The 22,878-nt window shown below is 71.4% G+C and carries 18 protein-coding genes and 1 riboswitch; of the genes, 7 read left to right on the top strand and 11 right to left on the bottom strand.

Annotated features, from left to right (window positions below; genetic code table 11):
- Position 1: 1 nt before the first annotated feature.
- Complete coding sequence (locus ACIGDI_RS29540) at positions 2 to 1,129, bottom strand: ferrochelatase (RefSeq protein WP_399902812.1); 1,128 nt, start codon at positions 1,127 to 1,129, stop codon at positions 2 to 4.
- A gap of 159 nt (positions 1,130 to 1,288) precedes the next feature.
- On the opposite strand from ACIGDI_RS29540, the gene ACIGDI_RS29545 reads away from it, so the two are divergent.
- From ACIGDI_RS29545 to sepH, 3 genes are all read left to right on the top strand, one after another.
- A complete protein-coding gene (locus tag ACIGDI_RS29545) occupies positions 1,289 to 2,527 on the top strand; it encodes an MFS transporter (RefSeq protein ID WP_399902814.1) in 1,239 nt (412 codons plus the stop codon).
- Positions 2,487 to 3,806 (top strand): D-arabinono-1,4-lactone oxidase, encoded by a 1,320-nt coding sequence (locus ACIGDI_RS29550; RefSeq protein WP_399902817.1) that lies wholly within the window; start codon positions 2,487 to 2,489, stop codon positions 3,804 to 3,806. The genes ACIGDI_RS29545 and ACIGDI_RS29550 overlap by 41 nt, the downstream gene beginning before the upstream one ends.
- Before the next feature lie 411 nt (positions 3,807 to 4,217).
- A complete protein-coding gene (gene sepH, locus ACIGDI_RS29555; protein WP_399902820.1) occupies positions 4,218 to 5,258 on the top strand; it encodes a septation protein SepH in 1,041 nt (346 codons plus the stop codon).
- Positions 5,259 to 5,343: 85 nt separating this feature from the next.
- Here sepH and ACIGDI_RS29560 read toward each other — a convergent pair whose 3' ends face one another.
- Entirely contained in the window at positions 5,344 to 6,183 is an 840-nt protein-coding gene (locus tag ACIGDI_RS29560; protein ID WP_399902822.1) for a sulfurtransferase, read from the bottom strand.
- Between the two features lie 294 nt (positions 6,184 to 6,477).
- Here ACIGDI_RS29560 and ACIGDI_RS29565 point away from each other — a divergent pair, with 294 nt between their 5' ends.
- Positions 6,478 to 7,281, top strand: a complete 804-nt coding sequence (locus ACIGDI_RS29565; protein ID WP_399902824.1) for a VOC family protein — start codon at positions 6,478 to 6,480, stop codon at positions 7,279 to 7,281.
- Between the two features lie 19 nt (positions 7,282 to 7,300).
- On the opposite strand, the gene ACIGDI_RS29570 is transcribed toward ACIGDI_RS29565, so the two are convergent.
- The 4 genes from ACIGDI_RS29570 to ACIGDI_RS29585 are packed head-to-tail and all read right to left on the bottom strand — an operon-like array spanning position 7,301 to position 12,724.
- Positions 7,301 to 7,948, bottom strand: coding sequence for a thymidine kinase (locus ACIGDI_RS29570; protein ID WP_142143146.1), 648 nt, complete (start codon positions 7,946 to 7,948; stop codon positions 7,301 to 7,303).
- A 52-nt stretch (positions 7,949 to 8,000) separates the two neighbouring features.
- Complete coding sequence (locus ACIGDI_RS29575) at positions 8,001 to 9,245, bottom strand: alkaline phosphatase family protein (protein ID WP_399902828.1); 1,245 nt, start codon at positions 9,243 to 9,245, stop codon at positions 8,001 to 8,003.
- Positions 9,245 to 9,841 carry a DUF5998 family protein gene (locus tag ACIGDI_RS29580; RefSeq protein WP_399902830.1) on the bottom strand — a complete coding sequence of 199 codons (597 nt, stop codon included), beginning with the start codon at positions 9,839 to 9,841 and terminating at the stop codon, positions 9,245 to 9,247. The genes ACIGDI_RS29575 and ACIGDI_RS29580 overlap by 1 nt, the downstream gene beginning before the upstream one ends.
- Before the next feature lie 54 nt (positions 9,842 to 9,895).
- Complete coding sequence (locus ACIGDI_RS29585) at positions 9,896 to 12,724, bottom strand: GNAT family N-acetyltransferase (protein ID WP_399902834.1); 2,829 nt, start codon at positions 12,722 to 12,724, stop codon at positions 9,896 to 9,898.
- Positions 12,725 to 12,913: 189 nt separating this feature from the next.
- On the opposite strand from ACIGDI_RS29585, the gene ACIGDI_RS29590 reads away from it, so the two are divergent.
- A complete protein-coding gene (locus ACIGDI_RS29590; RefSeq protein ID WP_016432192.1) occupies positions 12,914 to 13,195 on the top strand; it encodes an HPr family phosphocarrier protein in 282 nt (93 codons plus the stop codon).
- A gap of 138 nt (positions 13,196 to 13,333) precedes the next feature.
- Here ACIGDI_RS29590 and ACIGDI_RS29595 read toward each other — a convergent pair whose 3' ends face one another.
- The 4 genes from ACIGDI_RS29595 to ACIGDI_RS29610 form a co-directional block, all read right to left on the bottom strand.
- On the bottom strand, positions 13,334 to 14,017 hold the full coding sequence (locus ACIGDI_RS29595) for a GntR family transcriptional regulator (RefSeq protein WP_399902837.1): 684 nt from the start codon (positions 14,015 to 14,017) through the stop codon (positions 13,334 to 13,336).
- A 189-nt stretch (positions 14,018 to 14,206) separates the two neighbouring features.
- Positions 14,207 to 14,980, bottom strand: a complete 774-nt coding sequence (locus tag ACIGDI_RS29600; protein ID WP_399902840.1) for a M23 family metallopeptidase — start codon at positions 14,978 to 14,980, stop codon at positions 14,207 to 14,209.
- Between the two features lie 12 nt (positions 14,981 to 14,992).
- A riboswitch (cyclic di-AMP (ydaO/yuaA leader) is annotated at positions 14,993 to 15,157 on the bottom strand.
- A gap of 203 nt (positions 15,158 to 15,360) precedes the next feature.
- Positions 15,361 to 16,749, bottom strand: a complete 1,389-nt coding sequence (locus tag ACIGDI_RS29605; RefSeq protein ID WP_399902843.1) for a M16 family metallopeptidase — start codon at positions 16,747 to 16,749, stop codon at positions 15,361 to 15,363.
- A complete protein-coding gene (locus ACIGDI_RS29610; protein ID WP_399902846.1) occupies positions 16,746 to 18,140 on the bottom strand; it encodes a M16 family metallopeptidase in 1,395 nt (464 codons plus the stop codon). Before ACIGDI_RS29610 ends, ACIGDI_RS29605 begins: the two co-directional genes overlap by 4 nt.
- Positions 18,141 to 18,458: 318 nt before the next feature.
- Here ACIGDI_RS29610 and ACIGDI_RS29615 point away from each other — a divergent pair, with 318 nt between their 5' ends.
- Positions 18,459 to 20,912, top strand: a complete 2,454-nt coding sequence (locus tag ACIGDI_RS29615) for a DNA topoisomerase (ATP-hydrolyzing) subunit A (RefSeq protein ID WP_399902848.1) — start codon at positions 18,459 to 18,461, stop codon at positions 20,910 to 20,912.
- Here ACIGDI_RS29615 and ACIGDI_RS29620 read toward each other — a convergent pair.
- Positions 20,909 to 21,988, bottom strand: coding sequence for a CobW family GTP-binding protein (locus tag ACIGDI_RS29620; protein WP_399902851.1), 1,080 nt, complete (start codon positions 21,986 to 21,988; stop codon positions 20,909 to 20,911). The genes ACIGDI_RS29615 and ACIGDI_RS29620 overlap by 4 nt on opposite strands.
- A gap of 320 nt (positions 21,989 to 22,308) precedes the next feature.
- On the opposite strand from ACIGDI_RS29620, the gene ACIGDI_RS29625 reads away from it, so the two are divergent.
- Positions 22,309 to 22,803: a DUF6082 family protein gene (locus ACIGDI_RS29625; RefSeq protein ID WP_399902854.1), complete on the top strand. Its 495-nt coding sequence runs from the start codon at positions 22,309 to 22,311 to the stop codon at positions 22,801 to 22,803.
- Positions 22,804 to 22,878: the final 75 nt, after the last annotated feature.

A 22,878-nucleotide genomic window follows, 5' to 3' on the forward strand; every position in this document is an offset into this window, starting at 1 on the left:
CTCACGCGTAGGGGCTGTCGACGCCGGCGGCGGCCGGCTTGGGGGCGCGGGCGGGGCAGCAGCCGACGGGGCACACGTTGTGACTGGCGCCGAGGGTGCCGAGCGCGCAGGGGGTGGGCTGTTCGCCGCGCTCCGTGGCCGCGCGCTCCAGGATCAGGTCGCGGACGGCCGCCGCGAAGCGCGGGTCGGCGCCCACCGTGGCCGAGCGGCGCATGGGCAGGTTCAGCTCCTCGGCCTTGGCCTTCGCCTCCGTGTCGAGGTCGTAGAGGACCTCCATGTGGTCCGAGACGAAGCCGATGGGGGCGATGACGACGGCGGGCGCGCCCGACTCGTGCAGGGTCTGCAGGTGGTCGCAGATGTCCGGCTCCAGCCACGGGATGTGCGGGGCTCCGGAGCGCGACTGGTAGACGAGCTGCCAGGGGTGGTCGACGCCGGTGCGCTCGCGGACGGCGTCGGCGATCAGCCCGGCCACCTCCAGGTGCTGCCTGACGTACGCGCCGCCCTCGCCGTGGCCCTCGACCGGGCCGGAGGTGTCCGCGGAGGCCGTGGGGATCGAGTGGGTCGAGAACGCGATGTGGGCGCCCTCGCGGACGTCGTCCGGGAGGTCGGCCAGCGAGCGGACCACGCCCTCGATCATCGGCTCCAGGAAGCCCTCGTGGTTGAAGTAGTGGCGGAGCTTGTCGACCTTGGGCAGGTCGAGCCCCTCGGCTTCGAGGGCGGCCAGGGAGTCGGCCAGGTTCTCGCGGTACTGGCGGCAGCCCGAGTACGACGCGTAGGCGCTGGTGGCCAGGACCAGGATGCGGCGGTGACCGTCGGCGGTCATCTCGCGCAGGGTGTCGGTCAGGTACGGGGCCCAGTTGCGGTTGCCCCAGTAGATCGGCAGGTCCAGACCGTGGTCCGCGAAGTCCTTGCGCAGGGCGTCGAGGAGCGCGCGGTTCTGGTCGTTGATGGGGCTGACCCCGCCGAAGAGGAAGTAGTGTTCGCCGACTTCCTTGAGGCGTTCCCTGGGGATACCCCGGCCGCGGGTGACGTTCTCCAGGAACGGGATCACGTCGTCCGGGCCTTCGGGACCGCCGAAGGACAGCAGGAGCAGGGCGTCGTAGGGGGTGGCGTCGAGCACGTCTCGCATGGGTCGAATCCTGTCATCCGGTACTGACAGCCGGGAAACGGTGGGGTGACGGGCCGGGTTCCCGGTTTGTAAGCTGTATCGGCGCTGTACGCGCCTTACGTCTGCCTTCCTCCCGTGCTTCCCTCCCGCACCTTCCCTCCCGCCCGACCGGAGCCCGCCGTGCCGAGTCCCTATCGCGCCCTGTTCGCCGCACCCGGCTCCAGACGCTTCTCCGTCGCGGGCTTCCTCGGCAGGATGCCGCTGTCCATGATGGGCATCGGTGTCGTCACGATGATCTCGCAGATCAGCGGGCGGTACGGCCTAGCGGGCGCCCTGTCGGCCACCATCGCGCTGGCCGCCGCGGCCATCGGTCCGCAGATATCGCGCCTGGTGGACCAGTTCGGGCAGCGCCGGGTGCTGCGGCCGGCCGCGCTGGTCGCCCTCGCGTCGGCGGCCGGGCTGCTGCTCGCCACCTCCTTCGGCGGACCGGACTGGGTGCTGTTCGTGTGCGCCGCCGGGATCGGGGCCGTGCCCAGTCTCGGGGCGATGGTCCGGGCCCGGTGGGCGAACCTGTACCGCGGGACCCCGCTCCTGCACACCGCGTACTCGTTCGAGTCGGTGGTCGACGAGGTGTGCTTCATCGTCGGGCCGATCATCTCCATCGGGCTGTCGACCGCCTGGTTCCCGGAGGCCGGCCCCCTTCTGGCGGCCTGTTTCCTGGCGGTCGGCGTCTTCTGGCTGACCGCGCAGCGGAGCACCGAGCCGGAGCCGCATCCCCGGGCCAGGCACGGTGGCGGGTCGGCGCTGCGCTCCCGTGGACTGCAGGTTCTCGTCGCCACGTTCGTGGCGACCGGGACGATCTTCGGAGCGGTGGACGTGGTGACGGTGGCCTTCGCCGACGAGCAGGGCCACAAGGGGGCCGCGAGCGTGGTGCTCGCCCTGTACGCGGCCGGATCCTGCGTGGCGGGAATCGTCTTCGGGCTGCTGCGTCTCCCAGGAGCCCCACAGCGTCGCTGGCTGCTGGGCATATGCGCGATGGCCGTGAGTATGATCCCCCTCCTACTGGTCGGAAACTTGCCGTTTCTGGCCGTGGCGCTCTTCGTCGCGGGCCTGTCCATCGCTCCCACGATGATCACGACGATGTCCCTGATCGAAGAGCACGTACCACGCGCGCAGTCGACCGAGGGCATGACCTGGATCAGCACCGGGCTCGCGGTCGGCGTCGCGCTCGGCTCCTCCATGGCAGGCTGGGTCATCGACGCGGCCGGCGCGCGGGCCGGGTACGGGGTTCCGGCGGTGTCCGGGGCCGTCGCGGTCGCGGTCGGTTTCCTGGGGTACCGCCGGCTCAGCAGGCCGGCTCCGCGTCGGGGAGGCACCGTTGAGCAGCACAGCGAGCGGGAAGAACGGCACGTGGCGTAACTGGGGCGGCAATGTCGTCTCCCGCCCCGCGCGGGAGGTCACGCCCGCCTCGGTGGAGGAGCTGGCGGCGGCCGTCCGGCAGGCCGCGGAGGACGGGCTGACCGTGAAGCCGGTCGGTACCGGGCACTCCTTCACGTCCATCGCGGCCACCGACGGCGTGATGATCCGCCCTCAACTGCTGACCGGCATCCGCAAGATCGACCGCGATGCCATGACCGTCACGGTGGAGGCCGGCACCCCGCTCAAGAGGCTCAATTTGGCGCTCGCGCGTGAGGGGCTCTCGCTCACGAACATGGGCGACATCATGGAGCAGACCGTCTCCGGCGCCACCAGCACCGGCACCCACGGCACGGGACGCGACTCGGCCTCCATCGCCGCGCAGATCAAGGGGCTGGAGCTGGTCACCGCCGACGGATCGGTGCTCACCTGCTCCGAGAAGGAGAACCCGGAGGTCTTCGCGGCCGCCCGGATCGGCCTGGGCGCCCTCGGCATCGTGACCGCGATCACCTTCGCCGTGGAGCCGGTCTTCCTGCTCACGGCCCGCGAGGAGCCGATGCCCTTCGAGCGGGTGCTCGCCGAGTTCGACGCGCTGTGGGCCGAGAACGAGCACTTCGAGTTCTACTGGTTCCCGCACACCGGCAGCACCAACACCAAGCGCAACAACCGCAGCGCGGGCCCGGAGAAGCCGGTCGGCCAGGTCGCGGGCTGGTTCGAGGACGAGTTCCTCTCCAACGGCGTCTTCCAGGTGGCCCAGTGGGTCGGCCGGGCGGTGCCGGCCACCGTCCCGACGATCGCCCGGGTCTCCAGCAGGGCCCTGTCAGCGCGGACGTACACCGACATTCCCTACAAGGTCTACACATCGCCGCGTCGGGTGCGGTTCACGGAGATGGAATACGCCGTTCCGCGCGAGGCCCTGACCGAGACGCTGCGCGAACTGAAGGCGATGGTCGACCGCTCCGACCTCAGGGTCAGCTTCCCCGTCGAGGTGCGCACGGCGCCCGCCGACGACATCACCCTGTCCACCGCGTCGGGCCGCGACAGCGCCTACGTCGCCGTCCACATGTTCAAGGGCACGCCCTACCAGGCCTACTTCACGGCCGCCGAGCGCATCTTCACCGCACACGAGGGACGTCCGCACTGGGGCAAGGTGCACACCCGCGACGCCGAGTACTTCGCGGGCGTCTATCCCCGCTTCGGCGAGTTCACCGCGCTGCGGGACCGGCTCGACCCCGACCGGCGGTTCCAGAACGACTACCTGCGAAGGGTGTTGGGCTCGTAGTGCGGCCGAAGCCATTGGTTCCATTTCTGGCGATTGCGTGAAGTACGCCACGTTCAAGATCCGGAAAACGGGCAACGGGCGGTCAACTCCGGTCCGTTGCCAGAAGTTGGGTGGCGTGCCAATCCACGCACGTGGTCCAAATGGAGTACTGTTGCGAGCCCTGGGTCCGGTCTCCCGCCAGGGCGTCCGGGGCTTGAAGGACCGCCGGGAGGGGGCTAGTTGCACAGGGTGACGGAGTTGGTCACTTAGCGTTGCGAATAGGTAACCGTGCCATAACGGCGATCCAGGGCCCGTGCCCGACACGCCGGGCAACTCGGCAAGGTTGTGGCAGGCTGCACCCGGGCAGGCCACACTCGACTAGCGGAAGCAGCGACGCACGTGACGTCGGCAGGCACCACCCGGGAGGTCCCCATGCCCGAACTGCGTGTCGTGGCCGTCTCCAATGACGGCACACGGCTGGTGCTGAAGGCTGCCGACTCAACGGAGTACACGCTGCCGATCGACGAGCGGCTGCGTGCCGCCGTCCGCGGTGACCGACCCCGCCTCGGCCAGATCGAGATCGAGGTCGAAAGCCATCTCCGCCCCCGCGACATCCAGGCGCGTATACGCGCCGGAGCCACCGCGGAAGAGGTCGCCCAGCTCGCAGGCATCCCCGTCGACCGGGTACGTCGCTTCGAGGGCCCTGTCCTCGCCGAGCGCGCGTTCATGGCCGAGCGGGCCCGCAAGACACCCGTCCGCCGCCCCGGCGAGAACGCCGGACCCCAGCTCGGCGAGGCCGTCCAGGAGCGGTTGCTGCTGCGCGGCGCCGAGAAGGACACGGTGCAGTGGGACTCCTGGCGCCGCGACGACGGCACCTGGGAGGTCCTGCTGGTCTACCGGGTCGCGGGCGAACCGCACTCGGCGAGCTGGACGTACGACCCGCCCCGGCGGCTCGTCCAGGCCGTCGACGAGGAGGCGCGCTCGCTGATCGGCGAGTCCGACGACCTCGCCGCGCCGGAGCCCAGCTTTCCCTTCGTACCGCGCATCGCACGGCTGCCGCGCGACCGTCCGCTGGACCGTTCCCTGGACCGGCCGAGCCTGCCGGCCCAGGCGTCCGAGCCCGCCGAGGAGAGCACCGCGAGCGAACGGGACTCGCTGACCAGCCTGTTGGAGGCCGTACCGAGCTTCCGTGGCGACCTGGTCGTCCCGGAGCGCCCGCCGGAGACCGCGCCTCCTGAGGAGGAGCCGCCCGCCGTCGAGCCCGAGGAGGAGGAGCCCCCGGCCCCCGCGGCCTCGGCCGGTTCCGCCTACGCGGACGTTCTCATGCCCCGCTCCGTCGGCAGCCACCGCGACCGCCTGATCGGCGCCACGGACCGCCAGGCGGAGGCCGACGGCGTCCGCCCCGGCCGCCGGGCCGCGGTCCCGAGCTGGGACGAGATCGTCTTCGGCACGCGACGCAAGAAGCAGGAGTAACCGGGCGTACGGCGGTTGACGCCCGGTCAGCACGGCAGGAGGCCCGCACCGACGACGGTGCGGGCCTTCCCGCTCGGTGGGCGGACTACTGCGGATCCGGCCCCACCGCGATCGGCCGCTTCGGGTCCGACGACCATTCCGACCACGACCCGACGTACAGCGCCGCCGGAATGCCCGCCACCGCCAGCGCCAGCACCTCGTGCGCCGCCGAGACTCCCGAGCCGCAGTACACGCCGACGTCCGAACCGCCGCCCGCACCGAGGGACTTGAAGCGCTCGGCCAACTGCTCGGCGGGCAGGAAGCGCCCGTCCGTACCGACGTTCTCGTTCGTCGGCGCCGACACCGCCCCCGGGATGTGCCCGCCGACCCGGTCGATCGGCTCCACCTCGCCCCGGTACCGCTCCCCCGCCCGCGCGTCGAACAGCACCCCGGAGCGCGCCAGCGTCGCGGCGCCGTCGGCGTCCAGCAGCCCCATGGCACCCGGCACCGGCTCGAAGTCGCCTGCCGCCGGCGTCGGTGCGGACGTCTGCAGTTCCCCCTCCCACGTCGGCAACCCGCCGTCGAGGACCCGCACGTCCGGGTGACCCGTCCAGCGCAGCAACCACCAGGCGCGAGCCGCCGCCCAGCCAAGCCCGCCGTCGTACACGACCACCGGCGTCCCGGTGGAGACACCGGCCCGGCGCATGGCGGCGCCGAAGACGTCGAGGTCGGGCAGCGGGTGCCGGCCGCGTTCGTCGGGCGCAGCGGCCAGCTCCGAGTCCAGGTCGACGTACACGGCGCCGGGGATGTGCCCGGCCGCGTACTCGGCGCGCCCGTCGAAGGGCGCCTGGGCGAGGCTCAGCTGCCAGCGGACGTCGAGCAGGACGGGCGGGTTGGCGCCCGCGAGGCCGCTCGCGAGTTCGGAAGCGGAGATGATGGCGTTCATGGCCACCATCCTCGCGCACGGGGTGGCCGCATCGTCGATGTCCGGCTACTCTGCTCCGCCGGGCAGGCCCGATCACGAGGCGTACGGGTTCGGGCACATGCTGTACAGCGGATCGACATCCGCCGACACTGCGCGGAAACGACGGGAAGCCGCACCCGGCATGCTCCGGACACGGGGCTCGGCGTGGCGAGCGCGCCCGCGGCGCACGGCACCGCGGGTGGTGCGAGCATCGGCACGGGGATCCGGTAAGCGGACGCGACACGGCCACCGCGAGGGGTCGAGGAGAGAGTGACGATGACGGAGGCACTGGAGTCGGCCGGCCCGAACGGCGAGAAGCGGGCCGGGCACAGACCGGGTACGCCCTGCTGGGTGAGTCTGATGGTGCACGGGCTGACGGCGACCGAGGAGTTCTACGCGGCGCTGTTCGGCTGGGAGTTCGAACCGGGCCCGCACCAGCTCGGCCCCTATGTGCGGGCCCTGCTGGACGGCTACGAGGTCGCCGGCATCGGCCAGCTGCCCCCGGACCGCCAACTCCCCATCGCCTGGACGCCCTACCTAGCCTCGGACGACGTGGACCTGACCGCGGAGACGGTACGGCTGTGCGGCGGCACGGTCGGGGTGGGCCCGCTGGACGCGGCCGAAGCGGGCCGGCTGGCGATCGGCTCCGACCCCTCCGGCGCGGTCTTCGGGATCTGGCAGGCCGCCGCCCACGGCGGCACGGCCCTCACCGGCGTGCCCGGCACCCCCGCGTGGAACGAGCTGGTCACCTATGAGACGGCCGGTGTGGCCAAGTTCTACGAGACGGTCTTCGGCTACGAGGAGAGGAAGGTCGTCTCCGCCGACTTCGACTACGTCACCCTGCACATCGACGGCCGCCCGGTCGCCGGCCTGCACGGCGTCGGCAACGCACTCCCCCGGGACCGGGGCCCGCACTGGACGACGTACTTCGAGGTGGCGGACGCGGACGAGGCGGCGGCCCGGCTGACCGACCTCGGCGGGCACGTCCTCAGGCCGCCGAAGGACAGCGTCCACGGCCGCGTGGCGACGGTGGCGGACCCGGAGGGAGCGCTGTTCTCCCTGATCCAGAGCCCGCGCTGAGCCGCGGGCGGCGGCCGTATCAGGCCGGGGAGACCGGCAGCACGTCCGGCGACAGCGCCGCCGCCCGTGCGGTGGCCGCCGTCATGCGGCGGCGGTGGTGACGGCGGCACAGGACCTCGTAGCCGACGGCCTCGGCCTGGTTGACGTCGCCGACGACCACCTGGGCGCCCTCGACGACCATCTCGCCGCCTATCGTGCGGGCGTTGTGGGTGGCGCGGGCGCCGCACCAGCACAGGGCCTCGACCTGCAACACCTCGACGCGGTCGGCGAGTTCGACCAGGCGCTGGGAGCCGGGGAAGAGCTTGGAGCGGAAGTCTGTGGTGATGCCGAAGGCGTAGACGTCCAGGCCCAGGTCGTCGACGACGCGGGCGAGCTGGTCGATCTGCTCCGGGGCGAGGAACTGCGCCTCGTCTGCGATGACGTAGTCCGCGCGGCCGCCCTGCGAGAGGTGGTCGACGAGGTGGGCGTAGAGGTCCTGGCCGTCCTCGACCTCCACAGCGTCGGTGACCAGGCCCAGTCGCGAGGAGAGTTTGCCCTCGCCGGCGCGGTCGTCGCGGGTGAAGATCATGCCCGCCAGGCCACGCGCCGAACGGTTGTGCTCTATCTGCAGAGCCAGCGTGGACTTCCCGCAGTCCATCGTTCCGGAGAAGAACACCAGCTCGGGCATGGGAGGTCGAGCACCTTTCGGCGGGCGGGGCGGCGGGAGGGCGGGCAGCGCTTCAGGAGCGTACTTCGAGCAGCGGGACCAGTTGTTCGGCAGGGGTCATCGAGCCGTGGTTGCCGACCATCGCCGACTCCTTCGGCTCCCGCTCGGAGGCGATGATCAGGACGTCGTCGCGGGCGGCCGCCACGACGTCGCCGATGCGGGCGCGGACGCGGTCGTCGATGTGCGGGCCGAACCAGCCCGCCGCGATCGCCTCCTCCCGCGAGGCCACCCAGAACTGCTCGCCGAGCACCTCGCGCCAGCACGTCAGCACGTCGTTCTCGGCGCCGGGGACTGCGTAGACGTGACGGGCCCGGCCCTCGCCGCCCAACAGGGCGACCCCGGCGCGCAGTTCCCAGTCCTCGTCGAAGTCGATGCGGTGCTCCTCGTCGAAGGGCACGTCGATCATGCCGTGGTCGGCGGTGACGTACAGCGCGGTGCGCGGCGGGAGTTGCTCGGTCAGCCGCTGGACGAGCCGGTCGACGTGCATGAGCTGGCCGCGCCAGGTGTCGGAGTCGACGCCGTAGCGGTGGCCGGCGCCGTCGAGTTCGGCGTAGTACGTGTAGACCAGGGAGCGGTCGCCGGCGGCGAGTTGCTCGGCGGCGAGGTCCATGCGGTCCTCGCCGGACAGCCGCCCGTGGAATGTTCCGCCGCTGAGCGCGACCTTGGTCAGCGGGGTGTTCTCGAAGGTCGGGGAGGACACCTGGGCCGCGTGCACGCCGGCCCGGTGGGCGAGCTGGAAGATCGTCGGGTACGGCTGCCAGGTCTGCGGCGGCGTCCACGGCTGCCAGCGCAGCTGGTTCATCAGCTCGCCGGTCTCCGGGTTGCGCGCGGTGTATCCGGGCAGGCCGTGCGCGCCCGGGGGCAGGCCGGTGCCGACGGAGGCGAGGGAGGTCGCGGTGGTCGCCGGGTAGCCGGTGGTCAGGGGACGGCCGGTGCCGCCGCGCGAGCTGCCGAGCAGCGAGGTCATGAAGGGCGCCTCGTCCGCGTGCGCCTTCAGCTGCTCCCAGCCCAGACCGTCGACCAGGAACACGCAGTTGCGGTCGGCGGGGGTCAGTTCGGTGATCGCGGCCTTCGTGTCCGGTACGCCCATGCCCGCGGCCAGGGTGGGCAGCAGGTCGGCGAGGGAGCCGCTGCCGTACTCGGGCAGGGGCGCGGAGGCGACGGAGAGGGGTTCGGGATGGGCGTCCCAGGGAGCATCAGGTGGTGTGGGCGCGGAGCGCCCTCGATCATGGGCGGCGGGGCGCGGCGGGTGGGCCATCAGCGGGTGGTGTCCGCGGTCGCCTCGGAGAGCGACTGGGCGAAGGCGAGCGCCTGGCGCACCGTCTCCGGGCCGTCGCCGGCCTCGCTGACCCGCAGGCTGAGGTCGTCGGCCGTGGAGCTGCCCGTGTAGCCGTGGTCGGCCTCGCAGTTGGGGTCGCCGCAGGCGGCGGGTTCGAGGTCGATGCGGGAGACGGCGCCCCAGCCGATGGTGAGGACGACCTCGCGGGGCAGGGTGCCCGGCGTGTACTGCTCCGGGTTGGCGACCACGCGGCTGACCACGACCGAGGAGATCCGGCCGAGCTTCACGGACTCGGTGGACGTCGTCGCGTACGGCGTCGGGGAGGTGCTGTCGGCGGCCTGCTCGTCGGTGTGGCTGACGATGAAGCGGTTGCCGGTGAGGACGAGCACGGTGACGTGCCGCCGGACCTCGTTCTGGTCGAACGTCGTCTCCTGGTGGACCAGGTACGACCGGATGGGCTCGCCGCCCACGGCGGCCTCCACCGCCTCGGCCACGAGGGCCGGGTAGTAGCCGCTGCGCTCGATCGCCGCACGCAGCCCCTGGGTCGTCGTACTGGTCTTGGCCATGACGTCCATCCTACGGTGGCGCGTCGGCTGCGAGGCACCGCTCAGGCCGTACGGGTGCACCTCTCAGTAGACGGGGAGCGTGCGCGGGCCGAGGTCGTCCCGGGCGGGCGGGGGCGCCAGCCGGACGGAGGCACCGAGAACGCTCAGGCCACGGGGGGCGACGACGACCGGCTCCAGGGTGACCGCGACGACCTCGGGGTGGTCGTCGACCAGCCGTGACACCCGCAGCAGCAGTTCCTCCAGCGCAGGCGTGTCGACGGGGGTCGAGCCGCGCCAGCCGAACAGGAGGGGTGCCGTCCGGATGGACCGGACCAGGGAGGCCGCCTCCCGGTCGGTGACCGGGACCAGCCGGTGCGCCATGTCACCGAGCAGCTGGGAGGCCGGTCCGGCCAGGCCGAACGAGACCACGGCCCCGGCCGCCGGGTCGATGACGGCCCGCACGATGGTGTCCACGCCGCGTGGCGCCATGGCCTGCACCACCGGGCGGAGCTCCGCCGGCTCGCCGAACAGCTCCGTCAACTCGGTGTACGCCCGCCGCAGTTGTTCCTCGTCCGCGAGATCGAGGCGCACGCCGCCCAGGTCGGCGCGGTGGCGCAGGTGCGGGGCGGTGGCCTTGAGGGCGACGGGGTAGCCGATGGCGTCCGCGGCCCGGACCGCGTCCTGCGGGGTGAAGGCGGGGACGGCCCTGCGGACGTCGATGCCGTACCGGCCGAGGAGCTGGTGTGTCTCCTCGGTGCCGAGGGTGAGGCCCTGCCCGCGCGCGAGCATGCCGTCGATCTGCTCGGCGGCCCCCTTCTCGTCGATGTCCTCGTACTCGGGCACCCTGCCGGGCTCGGCGGCGTCGCGCCGCCACTGGGCGTAGTTCACGGCTTCGGCGAGGGCCCGTACGGCGCGCTCGGCGGCGGGGTAGGCGGGGATGAGGCGGGATTCCGCGGGGGCGCTCGTGGCGGGGGCCGCCTGGGTCGTCGGGGGCAGCATCTGCGAGGGGCGGAGCCGGGCGCCGGAGGGGGTGCTCGAACCGGTCTGGGGTGCGGTGCTCGCCGCGGCGGACAGGGCTTGCGCGAGCCCGCCGAGCTCCACGTGGACCACCAGCACGGGCTTGCCGGGGACGGCCTGGGCGGCCGACCGCAGCGCCTCGGCCAGCTCCGCGTCGCCGGGCGAGGCCTCTCCGATGGCCGGGATCGCCGTCACCACGACCGTGTCGCAGGAGTCGTCCTCCAGCGCGTGCAGCAGCGCCGTGTGGAAGTCCGCGGCGGAGGCCTCGGTGGTCAGGTCCAGCGGCCGCTGCGGCCTCAGGCCCTCGGCGAGGCAGGCGTCGTACGTGAGCAGGCCGAGCGACTCGGAGTTGCCCAGGATCGCCACCCGGGGTCCGGCCGGAAGCGGCTGGCGGGCGAGCAGCAGTCCGGCGTCGACCAGTTCGGTGATCGTGTCGACGCGGATGACGCCGGCCTGCCTGAGCAGCGCGGAGACCGTGGCGTGCGGCAGCCGGGTGGCGCGTACGGCGTGGCCCTGCGGCGCCGAACCGGCGCCCTGGACGACGACCAGCGGCTTGGCGGCCGCCGTGCGCCGGGCGAGGCGGGTGAACTTGCGGGGGTTGCCGATGGACTCCAGGTACATCAGGACGACGTCGGTGTCCGGGTCGTCGTACCAGTACTGGATGAGGTCGTTGCCGGAGACGTCGGCGCGGTTGCCGGAGGAGACGAAGGTGGACACGCCGGTGACGCCGGTGACTCCGCCGCCGCGTCGGTGCAGCCGGGAGAGCAGGGCGATGGCGATGGCGCCGGACTGGGCGAACAGGCCGATGCGGCCGGGGCGGGGCATCTGGGGGGCGAGGGAGGCGTTGAGCCGTACCTGCTCGGAGGTGTTGATGACGCCGAAGGCGTTCGGGCCGATGATCCGCATGCCGTACGTGCGCGCGTGCCGGACGAGTTCGCGCTGGCGCTCGCGTCCCTCGGGGCCGCTCTCGGCGTACCCGGCGGAGATCACGACGAGTCCCTGGACGCCGTGCTCGCCGCACTCGGTGACGACCTGGGGGACGTGGTCGGCGGGGACGGCGACGACGGCGAGGTCGACGGGGCCGTCGATGTCCCGCACGGAGCGGTGGGCGGGGACGCCGGCGAGTTCCTTGAGGTCCTCTGGGAAGGCGCCGTTGACGGCGTACAGGCGCCCGGCGTAACCGGCGTCCCGGATGTTGTCGAGAACGCTGCGGCCCACTCCCCCGGGTGCGCGGCCGGCGCCGATGACGGCGACGGAGCCGGGTGCCAGCAGGCGGCGTACGGAACGCCCCTCGGCGCGCTGCTCGCGCGCGCGTTGCACGGCGAGGGAGCGGTCGGTGGGTTCGAGGTCGAACTCCAGGCGGACGACGCCGTCCTCGAAGTGGCGCTTCTGGGTGTACCCGGCGTCCGTGAACACCTTGATCATCTTGGTGTTGGCGGGCAGCACCTCGGCGGCGAAGCGGCGGATGCCCCGCTCGCGCGCGACGGCGGCGATGTGTTCGAGGAGGGCGGAGGCGACGCCGCGGCCTTGGTGGGCGTCCTGGACGAGGAAGGCGACCTCCGCCTCGTCGGCGGGCGCGGACGCGGGCGTTCCGTCGGCGCCGATGCGGTCATAGCGTACGGTGGCGATGAACTCGCCGCCGACCGTGGCCGCGAGTCCCACCCGGTCCACAAAGTCGTGGTGCGTGAAGCGGTGGACGTCCTTTGCGGACAGGCGAGGGTAGGGCGCGAAGAAGCGGTAGTACTTCGACTCGTCCGAGACCTGCTCGTAGAAGCTGACCAGGCGATCTGCGTCATCGACGGTGATGGGGCGGATGCGCGCGGTGCCGCCGTCGCGCAGCACCACGTCGGCCTCCCAGTGGGCGGGGTACTCGTGCCGGTCCGACGCGGTCTGCATGGGCCCCAGAGTACGGCTCGCGTCCGACAGCGGCGCGAGGCAGTCTGTGGAGAACCGAAGAGGACGTCGATCGGGCCGAGGCCGCGGCCCGAGCATCCACCCCGGACGGAACGCGAGAACCGCTCCGGAGACTCTTCACGTTGTGGGAAACTGGTCTAGACAACCCTGAACACCGAAGGGCAGCATCACATGGCTGAGCGCCGCGTCAACGTCGGCTGGGCCGAGGGCCTCCACGCCCGCCCCGCTTCCATCTTCGTCCGGGCCGCCACGGCCGCAGGTATCCCGGTGACGATCGCCAAGGCCGACGGCAACCCCGTCAACGCGGCCTCCATGCTGGCCGTCCTGGGTCTGGGCGCCCAGGGTGGCGAGGAGATCGTCCTCGCCTCCGACGCCGAGGGCGCCGACGCCGCCCTCGACCGTCTGGCCAAGCTGGTCTCCGAGGGCCTCGAGGAGCTTCCCGAGACCGTCTGATCGCGGCACCGCAGAAGGGCTCGTCCGAATTACCGGGCGGGCCCTTCGCATTTCCTGTGCCGGGGTCGGGAATTCTCGACGGCGGGCAGCATGAATTAGCCCCCTCGAATTTCCTGCTCTTTGTATACGGCGCTCGTGTTAATGCCGCAGGCTCGACATGTTTACGGCATGTTGCGAGTTCCTCACACCGTTCGCGCCGCCGAATCGCAGCCGGTGCGCGGCGGTCGAGCGCTCGGTGTGCAGGCTCGTGATCGCCCGCGCGCGCTCGGCGTCGCCCCGGGCCACGGCGTCGACGATCGCGCCGTGCTCCGCCCAGGACTCCACGGGGTTGGCCGGCGCGTCCACCGCGTACATCCAGGTGATCTTGTGGCGCAGCTGGGTCAGCATCGAGGTCAGGGCGGGGCTGCCGGAGGCCTGGGCGAGCGTCTCGTGGAACCAGCCCCCCAGAGAGCGCAGATCCTCGCTGCCGCCCCTCCTGGCGCGCTCCTGGCCCAGTCTGACCAGGCCGCGCAGGACCTTGAGGTGGGCCTCGGTGCGCCGCTGGGCTGCCCGGGAGGCACCCAGCGGCTCCAGCAGCATGCGCATCTCCAGCAGGTCGGCGGCCTCCTGCTCGGTCGGTTCCGCCACGCACGCGCCCGCGTGCCGGCGGGTCACCACGAAGCCCTCGGCCTCCAGGGTGCGCAGGGCCTCACGGACGGGGACGCGCGAGACGCCGTAACGACGGGCGAGGAGTTCCTCGGTGAGACGGCCGCCACGCTCGTAGACACCCGCGACGATGTCGTCCCGGATGGCCGTGCACACCGAGTGCGCCGGAATACGCATGACCGACCTCCGTCTTAATCCCCGTGAAACGTCGACGATTGACGTTGTGTCCAGCGACTCTATTGCAATGAGCCGGAATTTCCGACGGGGGGCCGGAATCCATGGATATTTTTTGGACAGAGGGGTGACAGAAACGACGAAAACCCCGGCTCGGGGGAGCCGGGGTCCTCGGAGTCTGGCGGCGCGTCGCTAGACGTTCACACCGTGCGAGCGCAGGTACGCGACCGGGTCGATGTCCGAGCCGTAGTCGGGGGTCGTACGGGCCTCGAAGTGCAGGTGCGGTCCGGTGGTGTTGCCGGTGGAGCCGGAGAGACCGATCTGCTGGCCGGTGACGACCTTCTGGCCGACCGAGACGCCGATGGACGACAGGTGGCCGTACTGGGTGTACGTCCCGTCGTTCATCTTGATCACGATCTGGTTGCCGTAGGCCCCGCCCCAGCCGGTCTGGACGACCGTGCCGTAGCCCACCGCGTGGACGGACGTGCCGCTCGCCGCGTGGAAGTCGATGCCGGTGTGGCTGCCGGAGGACCACAGGGAGCTGCTGGCCTTGTAGCCGGTGGAGACGTACGAGTTGGAGATCGGCGCGACGAAGGAGTTCAGGCGCTTGCGCTCGGCCTCACGGGCGGCGCGCTCCTTGGCCTCGCGCTCCTTCTTGGCGAGCGCTTCGGCCTTCTTGCGGGCGGCCTCCTCGGCGGCCTTCTTGCGGGCGGCCTCCTCGGCGGCCTGCTTCTGGGCCTCGGCCTGCGCGTCGATCTTCTCGGCGATCGAGTCGCCGATGCTGATGACGGGGGTGAAGCCGGTCTGCTCGACGGCGTCGACGGAGTTGTCGGCGGCGAGCGCGGGTGCCGCGAGGGCACCGATCACACCGGTGGTGGCGAGGGCCGCGACGCCGGCGACCTGGGCGGTGGAACGCTTGATCCGGCTGGGACGACGGTGCTTCCCGGTGGCGCACATGAACGCCATGTACAGGCTGGTCCTTTCCTTCCCTCTCGCCTACCGGGTTAGCTGACGGGTTCGGAGCAGGAAGGTCTCCTACGGACCCCCTCGCGGCTCGCGCGGGCGTCCGATTCACCCCAGGGACTGCGGTGGGTCCCCGGCTCCCCTGGCTCGCGCCGTACGGGGACTCGGCGATGACTGTCCGGTGCCGCGGGTGCGGCGCACTGCCTGACGAACAGCCCGCATGACGCTAAGCGGGGCGCCTTTCAATCCCCAAACGGATCGCGGCTTTTGTAGCGCATCCCACAGGGCAGACAGGCATCTCTCCTTCAATTCCGCGCCAATTCGGACATAGAAGGGCCCTAGTGACAGGTCAGTCACCAGGGCCCCTCCACGCGCGCGTGCCGCTACTCGGCGGAAACCACGGTCACTTCACCGATGCCGAGCGCCTCCACCGGCGCCTTGATCTGCGCCGCGTCGCCGACGAGGACGGTCACCAGACGGTCCACCGGGAACGCGTTCACGACCGCCGCGGTGGCCTCCACCGTGCCGGTCGCGGCGAGCTGCTGATACAGCGTCGCCTGGTAGTCGTCGGGCAGGTGCTGCTCGACCTGGTCGGCCAGCGTGCTCGCGACCGCCGCCGCGGTCTCGTACTTCAGCGGCGCCACGCCCACGAGGTTCTGCACGGCGACGTCGACCTCGGCGTCGGTGAGGCCGCCCTCGGCGAGCGTGCGCAGCACCTTCCAGAGGTCGTCGAGCGCCGGACCGGTGTTCGGGGTGTCGACGGAGCCGCTGATGGCGAGCATCGACGCGCCCGTGCCGTCCGGGGCGGACCTGAGGACCTGCCCGAACGCGCGCACACCGTAGGTGTAGCCCTTCTCCTCGCGCAGGACGCGGTCCAGGCGGGAGGTGAGGGTGCCGCCGAGGCAGTACGTGCCGAGCACCTGCGCCGGCCACACGCGGTCGTGCCGGTCTGCGCCGACGCGGCCGATGAGCAGCTGCGTCTGGACGGCGCCGGGACGGTCCACGATGATCACGCGCCCGGTGTCGTCGGCGGTCACCGGCGGCACGGGACGGGGCTCGGCCGTGGAGCCCGTCCAGGTGCCCAGGGTCTCGCCGAGCAGGGCGTCCAGGTCGATGCCGGTGAGGTCGCCGACGACGACCGCGGTGGCCGTGGCGGGCCGGACGTGACGGTCGTAGAAGGCGCGTACGGCGGCCGCGTCGATCTTCTCGACGGTCTCCTCGGTGCCCTGCCGCGGGCGGGACATGCGCGAGGTCGCCGGGAACAGCTCCCTGGAGAGCTCCTTGGCCGCCCGGCGGGAGGGGTTGGCCAGCTCGTGCGGGATCTCGTCCAGACGGTTGCGCACCAGCCGCTCGACCTCGCCGTCGGCGAACGCGGGCGCCCTGAGGGCGTCGGCGAGCAGGCCGAGCGCCTTGGCCAGGCGGGAGGCCGGCACTTCGAGGCTGAGGCGGACACCAGGGTGGTCGGCGTGCGCGTCGAGGGTGGCGCCGCAGCGCTCCAGCTCGGCGGCGAACTCCTCGGCGGAGTGCTTGTCGGTGCCCTCGGAGAAGGCCCGCGCCATGATCGTGGCGACGCCGTCGAAGCCGGTCGGCTCGGCCTCCAGGGGTGCGTCCAGGAGCACCTCGACGGCGACGACCTGCTGTCCGGGGCGGTGGCAGCGCAGCACGGTCAGGCCGTTGTCGAGCGCCCCGCGCGTGGGCGCGGGGAACGCCCACGGCCTGGCCTCGCCGGCCTGGGGCTGCGGGTGGAACTCCATCGTGGCGAGCTCGCTCACTTGGCCGCCTCCTCGTTCTTGTCGCCGGCTTCGACCGTGGCCTCGGCCTCGGGGTCTTCGGGGGGATCCGCGTCCTCGGCGACCTCTCCGGAGACGGGTTCGTAGACGAGCACCGCCCGGTTGTCGGGCCGCAGGCGGGCCTTGGCGATCTCCTGGACCTCCTGCGGGGTGATCTCCAGGACGCGCTGGACGGCGGTCAGGGCGAGCTGCGGGTCGCCGAACAGGACGGCGAAGCGGCACAGTTCGTCGGCGCGGCCCGCGACCGTGCCGAGCCGGTCCAGCCACTCGCGCTCCAACTGGGCCTGGGCGCGCTCCATCTCCTCGCTCGTGGGGCCCTCCGCGGCGAACCGGGCGAGTTCCTCGTCGATGGCGGCCTCGATGACCGGCACCTCGACGTCACCGGACGTCTTCACGTCCAGCCAGCCCAGCGAGGGCGCCCCGGCCAGGCGCAGCAGCCCGAAACCGGCCGCCACGGCCGTACGGTCGCGTCGCACGAGCCGGTTGTAGAGGCGGGAGGACTCGCCGCTGCCGAGGACCGTGAGCGCCAGGTCGGCGGCGTCGCACGCGCGCGTGCCGTCCTGCGGCAGCCGGTAGGCGGCCATCAGGGCGCGCGCCGGCACCTCCTCCTCGACGACCTCCCGCAGCTGCTCGCCGATGATGTCGGGGAGCGAGCCGTCGCGGGGCGCGGGCTTGCCGTCGTGCCCGGGGATGGAGCCGAAGTACTTCTCGACCCAGGCGAGCGTCTGCTCGGGGTCGATGTCGCCGACGACCGACAGGACCGCGTTGTTGGGCGCGTAGTAGGTGCGGAAGAACGCGCGCGCGTCCTCCAGCGTCGCCGCGTCCAGGTCGGCCATCGAACCGATCGGCGTGTGGTGGTAGGGGTGGCCCTCCGGGTAGGCGAGAGCGGTCAGCTTCTCGAAGGCGGTGCCGTACGGCACGTTGTCGTAGCGCTGCCGGCGTTCGTTCTTGACGACGTCCCGCTGGTTCTCCATGGACTCGTCGTCCAGGGCGGCCAGCAGGGAGCCCATGCGGTCGGCCTCCAGCCAGAGGGCGAGTTCCAGCTGGTGGGCGGGCATGGTCTCGAAGTAGTTGGTCCGCTCGAAGCTCGTGGTGCCGTTGAGCGAGCCGCCGGCGCCCTGCACCAGCTCGAAGTGGCCGTTGCCCTTGACCTGGCCCGAGCCCTGGAACATCAGATGCTCGAAGAGGTGAGCCAGGCCGGTACGGCCCTTGACTTCGTGGCGCGAGCCGACGTCGTACCAGAGGCACACCGCCGCGACCGGGGTCAGGTGGTCCTCGGAGAGCACCACGCGCAGCCCGTTGGCCAGGCGGTGCTCGGTCGCTGTCAGGCCCCCGGTGCCTGCCTGGTCTGTGGCCGTGTGACCCATGGGCATGTACGTCCCTTCGATCGCGGATGCGGAGCTGGAAACCGCTGTTTTCCTGCCGGTCCTGCCACTGTATGCAAGCGGGCGGACCCGCGGCGAAGTTCCCGGACGACGTACGCCCACAGCGGATCGCGTAGCCTGCGGGCAGCCGCGGCGAGGGCGACCCCGCCCGCCGGGCCGGACCGCCGACACCGGGTCCCGGCCCGGGTTGTCAGTGCCGCGGTCCACAATGGTCGCGTCAGATCCCGTTCATGCTTCAGCAAGCGTGAGCCGAAGGGGACGTGAGCGACCCGTAGGCGAGCGACCAGAAAAGAGGAGCCGGCAGCGATGGCCCGCCGCAGCACGAAGACCCCGCCGCCCGACGACTCGTTCGAGGAGCGCATCCTCGACATCGACGTCGTCGACGAGATGCAGGGCTCCTTCCTCGAGTACGCGTACTCGGTCATCTACTCCCGCGCCCTGCCCGACGCCCGTGACGGCCTGAAGCCGGTGCACCGCCGCATCGTCTACCAGATGAACGAGATGGGCCTGCGCCCCGACCGCGGCTATGTGAAGTGCGCGCGCGTGGTCGGCGAGGTCATGGGCAAGTTGCACCCGCACGGCGACGCGTCGATCTACGACGCCCTGGTGCGCATGGCGCAGCCCTTCTCCATGCGCGTGCCCCTGGTCGACGGCCACGGCAACTTCGGCTCGCTGGGCAACGACGACCCGCCGGCCGCCATGCGGTACACCGAGTGCCGTCAGGCCGCCGCGACGAGTCTGATGACGGAGTCGATCGACGAGGACACGGTCGACTTCGCGCCCAACTACGACGGCCAGGAGCAGGAGCCGGTCGCGCTGCCGGCCGCCTTCCCGAACCTGCTGGTCAACGGCGCGTCGGGCATCGCGGTCGGCATGGCGACGAACATGCCGCCGCACAACCTCTCCGAGGTCATCGCCGCCGCCCGCCACCTGATCCGCTACCCGAACGCGGATCTGGAGACCCTGATGCGGCACGTGCCGGGTCCCGACCTGCCCACCGGCGGCCGCATCGTCGGCCTCGCCGGCATCCGGGACGCGTACGAGACCGGCCGCGGCACCTTCAAGATCCGCGCCACGGTCGAGATCGAGACCGTCACCGCGCGCCGCAAGGGCCTGGTCGTCACCGAACTGCCGTTCACGGTCGGCCCCGAGAAGGTGATCGCCAAGATCAAGGACCTCGTCGGCTCGAAGAAGATCCAGGGCATCGCCGACGTCAAGGACCTCACCGACCGCGCGCACGGCCTGCGCCTGGTCATCGAGATCAAGAACGGCTTCGTGCCGGAGGCCGTCCTGGAGCAGCTGTACAAGCTGACGCCGATGGAGGAGTCCTTCGGCATCAACAACGTCGCCCTGGTGGACGGCCAGCCGCTCACGCTCGGCCTCAAGGAGCTCCTCGAGGTCTACCTCGACCACCGCTTCGAGGTCGTGCGCCGCCGCAGCGAGTTCCGCCGCACCAAGCGCCGTGACCGCCTGCACCTGGTGGAGGGCCTGCTCACCGCCCTGGTCGACATCGACGAGGTCATCCGGCTGATCCGCTCCAGCGAGAACAGCGCGCAGGCCAAGGAACGCCTGATGGAGCGTTTCTCGCTGTCGGAGACCCAGACCCAGTACATCCTCGACACCCCGCTGCGCCGCCTGACCAAGTACGACCGCATCGAGCTGGAGGCGGAGAAGGAGCGGCTCAACGCGGAGATCGCCGAGCTGACCCGGATCCTGGAGTCGGACAGCGAGCTGCGCAAGCTGGTCTCCGCCGAACTGGCCGCGGTGGCCAAGAAGTTCGGCACCGACCGGCGCACGGTCCTGCTGGAGTCGTCGGGCGCCCCGGCGGCCGTACCGCTGCAGGTCGCGGACGACCCGTGCCGGGTGCTGCTGTCCTCGACGGGTCTGCTGGCCCGTACGGCGAACGGCGAGCCGTTCCCGGCGGACGCCGAGGGCAGGCGGGTGAAGCACGACGTGATCGTCTCGGCGGTCCCGGCCACGGCACGCGGCGAGATCGGCGCGGTCACCTCGGCCGGCCGGCTGCTGCGGATCAACGTCGTCGACCTGCCGCAGCTGCCGGAGACGGCGTCGGCGCCGAACCTCTCCGGCGGTGCGCCCCTGTCCGAGTTCGTGTCCCTGGAGGGCGACGAGACGGTGGTCTGCCTGACCACGCTCGACGAGTCCTCCCCCGGTCTCGCGCTCGGCACCGAGCAGGGCGTGGTCAAGCGTGTGGTGCCCGACTACCCGTCCAACAAGGAGGAGTTGGAGGTCATCACGCTCAAGGACGGCGACCGGATCGTCGGCGCGGTGGAGCTGCGCACCGGCGAGGAGGACCTGGTCTTCATCACGGACGACGCCCAGCTGCTGCGCTACCAGGCCTCCCAGGTACGCCCGCAGGGCCGTCCGGCGGGCGGCATGACGGGCATCAAGCTGGCCGAGGGCGCGAAGGTCATCTCCTTCACGGCCGTGGACCCGGCGGCGGACGCGATGGTCTTCACGGTCGCGGGCTCGCGCGGCACCCTCGACGACTCGGTCCAGACGACGGCCAAGCTGACCCCGTTCGACCAGTACCCGCGCAAGGGCCGCGCCACCGGCGGCGTGCGCTGCCAGCGGTTCCTGAAGGGCGAGGACTGCCTGTCCCTGGCCTGGGCGGGCGCCGTCCCGGCCAAGGCGGCCCAGAAGAACGGCACCCCGGCCGAGCTCCCGGACATCGACCCGCGCCGCGACGGTTCGGGCGTGTCCCTGCCGAAGACGGTGGCGGTGGTGGCGGGGCCCCTCTAGGCGGGCGGCTCCACCGGTTCCTCTTCCGGATCCTGTACGTAGCGCAGGACGCCCCACATGCCGTGCTCGTCGACGGTGTGCGGGGCGTCGCTCTTGCACGCCTCGAGCTCCTTGCCGAGGGCGGGCGCGTCGATGCCCGAGCCGATGAGGACGAGCTGGGTGAGGCGGGGGTCCTCGGGTTTCCACATCTCGGGGTAGAAGCGCAGGAAGCGCCCGACGGCGTGCACGGCGTACCGGTTGCGGGTGTCGTACGCGCCGAAGTCGACGTAGCCCTTGATGCGGTAGAGCCCCTCGGGCCTGCTGTCGAGGAACTGCATCAACCGACGCGGGTCCATGGGCACTTCGGAACTGAAGGCGAGGCTGTCGTAGGCGGCGTGCAGATGCGCGGCATGGTCGGCGCCCTGCTCGTGGTCATGGTCGTGGTCGTGCAGGTCGTCGAAGGAGAGCTGTCCGATGCGCTCCTCGCTGGGCCTGCAGTCGAAGAGGAACTCGGGGTCGATACGGCCGTAGGAGGCCGGTACGACGGCGGCGCGGTCGACGAGGGAGCGTACGAGCCCGAGGACCTTGTCGCCGTCCTCGGCACGGTCGAGCTTGTTGACGACGACGAGGTCGGCGAGCGCGAGATGCCGGTCGATCTCGGGGTGCCTGGCACGGGTGTCGTCGAACTCGGCGGCGTCGACGACCTCGACGAGACCGCCGTAGACGATCCCCGGATGCTCGCTGGCCAGCACCATGCGCATGAGTTCCTGCGGCTCGGCGAGCCCGCTGGCCTCGATGACGATGACGTCGATGCCGGTGGAGGGGGCGGCGAGTTTCGCGAGGTAGCCGTCGAGTTCGCCGACGTCGACGGCGCAGCACAGGCATCCGTTGCCGAGGGAGACGGTGGAGTCGCCGAGCGCGCCGGCGACGGCCATCGCGTCGATCTCGATGGCACCGAAGTCGTTCACGATGGCGCCGATACGGCTGCCGCCGCTGCGGTGCAGGAGGTGGTTGAGGAGGGTGGTCTTGCCGGAACCCAGGAATCCGGCGAGAACGACGACCGGGATCTGCCGGATGCCAGAACTCGGCTGACTCAACGTGCGACCTCTTTCGCGCTGCTGTGCGCCGGAGCGTGATGCCGACGGACGTACGAGCTGTGACTGCCGGACCAGGATACGAGCCGGAATAATCACCGCGAAGTGAACGATTGTTAGCTGCTTTGGCGGGGCAGACGTCTGGCAAGGCGCCGGAGTGTGCGACCCTCGCTTCCCTCCGTGCGCCTCCTCTCCGCCTCCCCGCCGATCAGAGCCGCTCGGCACCCTGGGAGACGGCAAGCGCCGCCCACCGCTCGCCGGTCCCCATCAGTCGACCCGCACCCCGACGACCGGCGGAACGGCCGCCTGATTCGGGGGTTGACATGGCCACACAGAAATGCGGAGTGTGGGGATTCGGTACCACTGTCGGGAGCGTCATCGCCGCCGCCGGCGCGGCCTTCGCGCTCGGCACGCAGCTGCGCAGGAACCGCGCTCAGAGCGAGCGACACCGCCTCCACTTCGACCTGCTCTGCAAGGCCATGGACGATCCGGCACTGGCCGCGGTCCTGGACACGTATGAGACCGAAGTACCGATCGACAGGCAAAGGCAGTTCCTGTTCGCCAACGCCCTGTACATCAATGCCCTCCACGCTCACCGGATCGGCGCGATCAGCCGGAACGAACTCTTCGGACACCTTCGAGTGATGTGTCAGAACCGGGTGTTCCGCGACTACTGGGAGGCGACTCGCCACCACCGGGCCAGTCTGGGAGAGTCCAGGGAGGCCGAACTCGGCCGTATGGTGGATCAACTCATCCGGGATCTGGACGACGCCGATACCGAGGAATGGTGGGTAGTGGGCGAACCACCGGTCGAGTAGCTCCGGTTGGACGTTTAGGGCCGGTTGGACGATTCGTGGGCGTCACTACGACAACGGCGGACTACGCACATCAAC

The sequence above is a fragment of the Streptomyces sp. NPDC085900 genome (assembly GCF_044540925.1).
In the GTDB taxonomy this organism is placed as follows: Bacteria; Actinomycetota; Actinomycetes; order Streptomycetales; family Streptomycetaceae; genus Streptomyces; species Streptomyces gilvifuscus.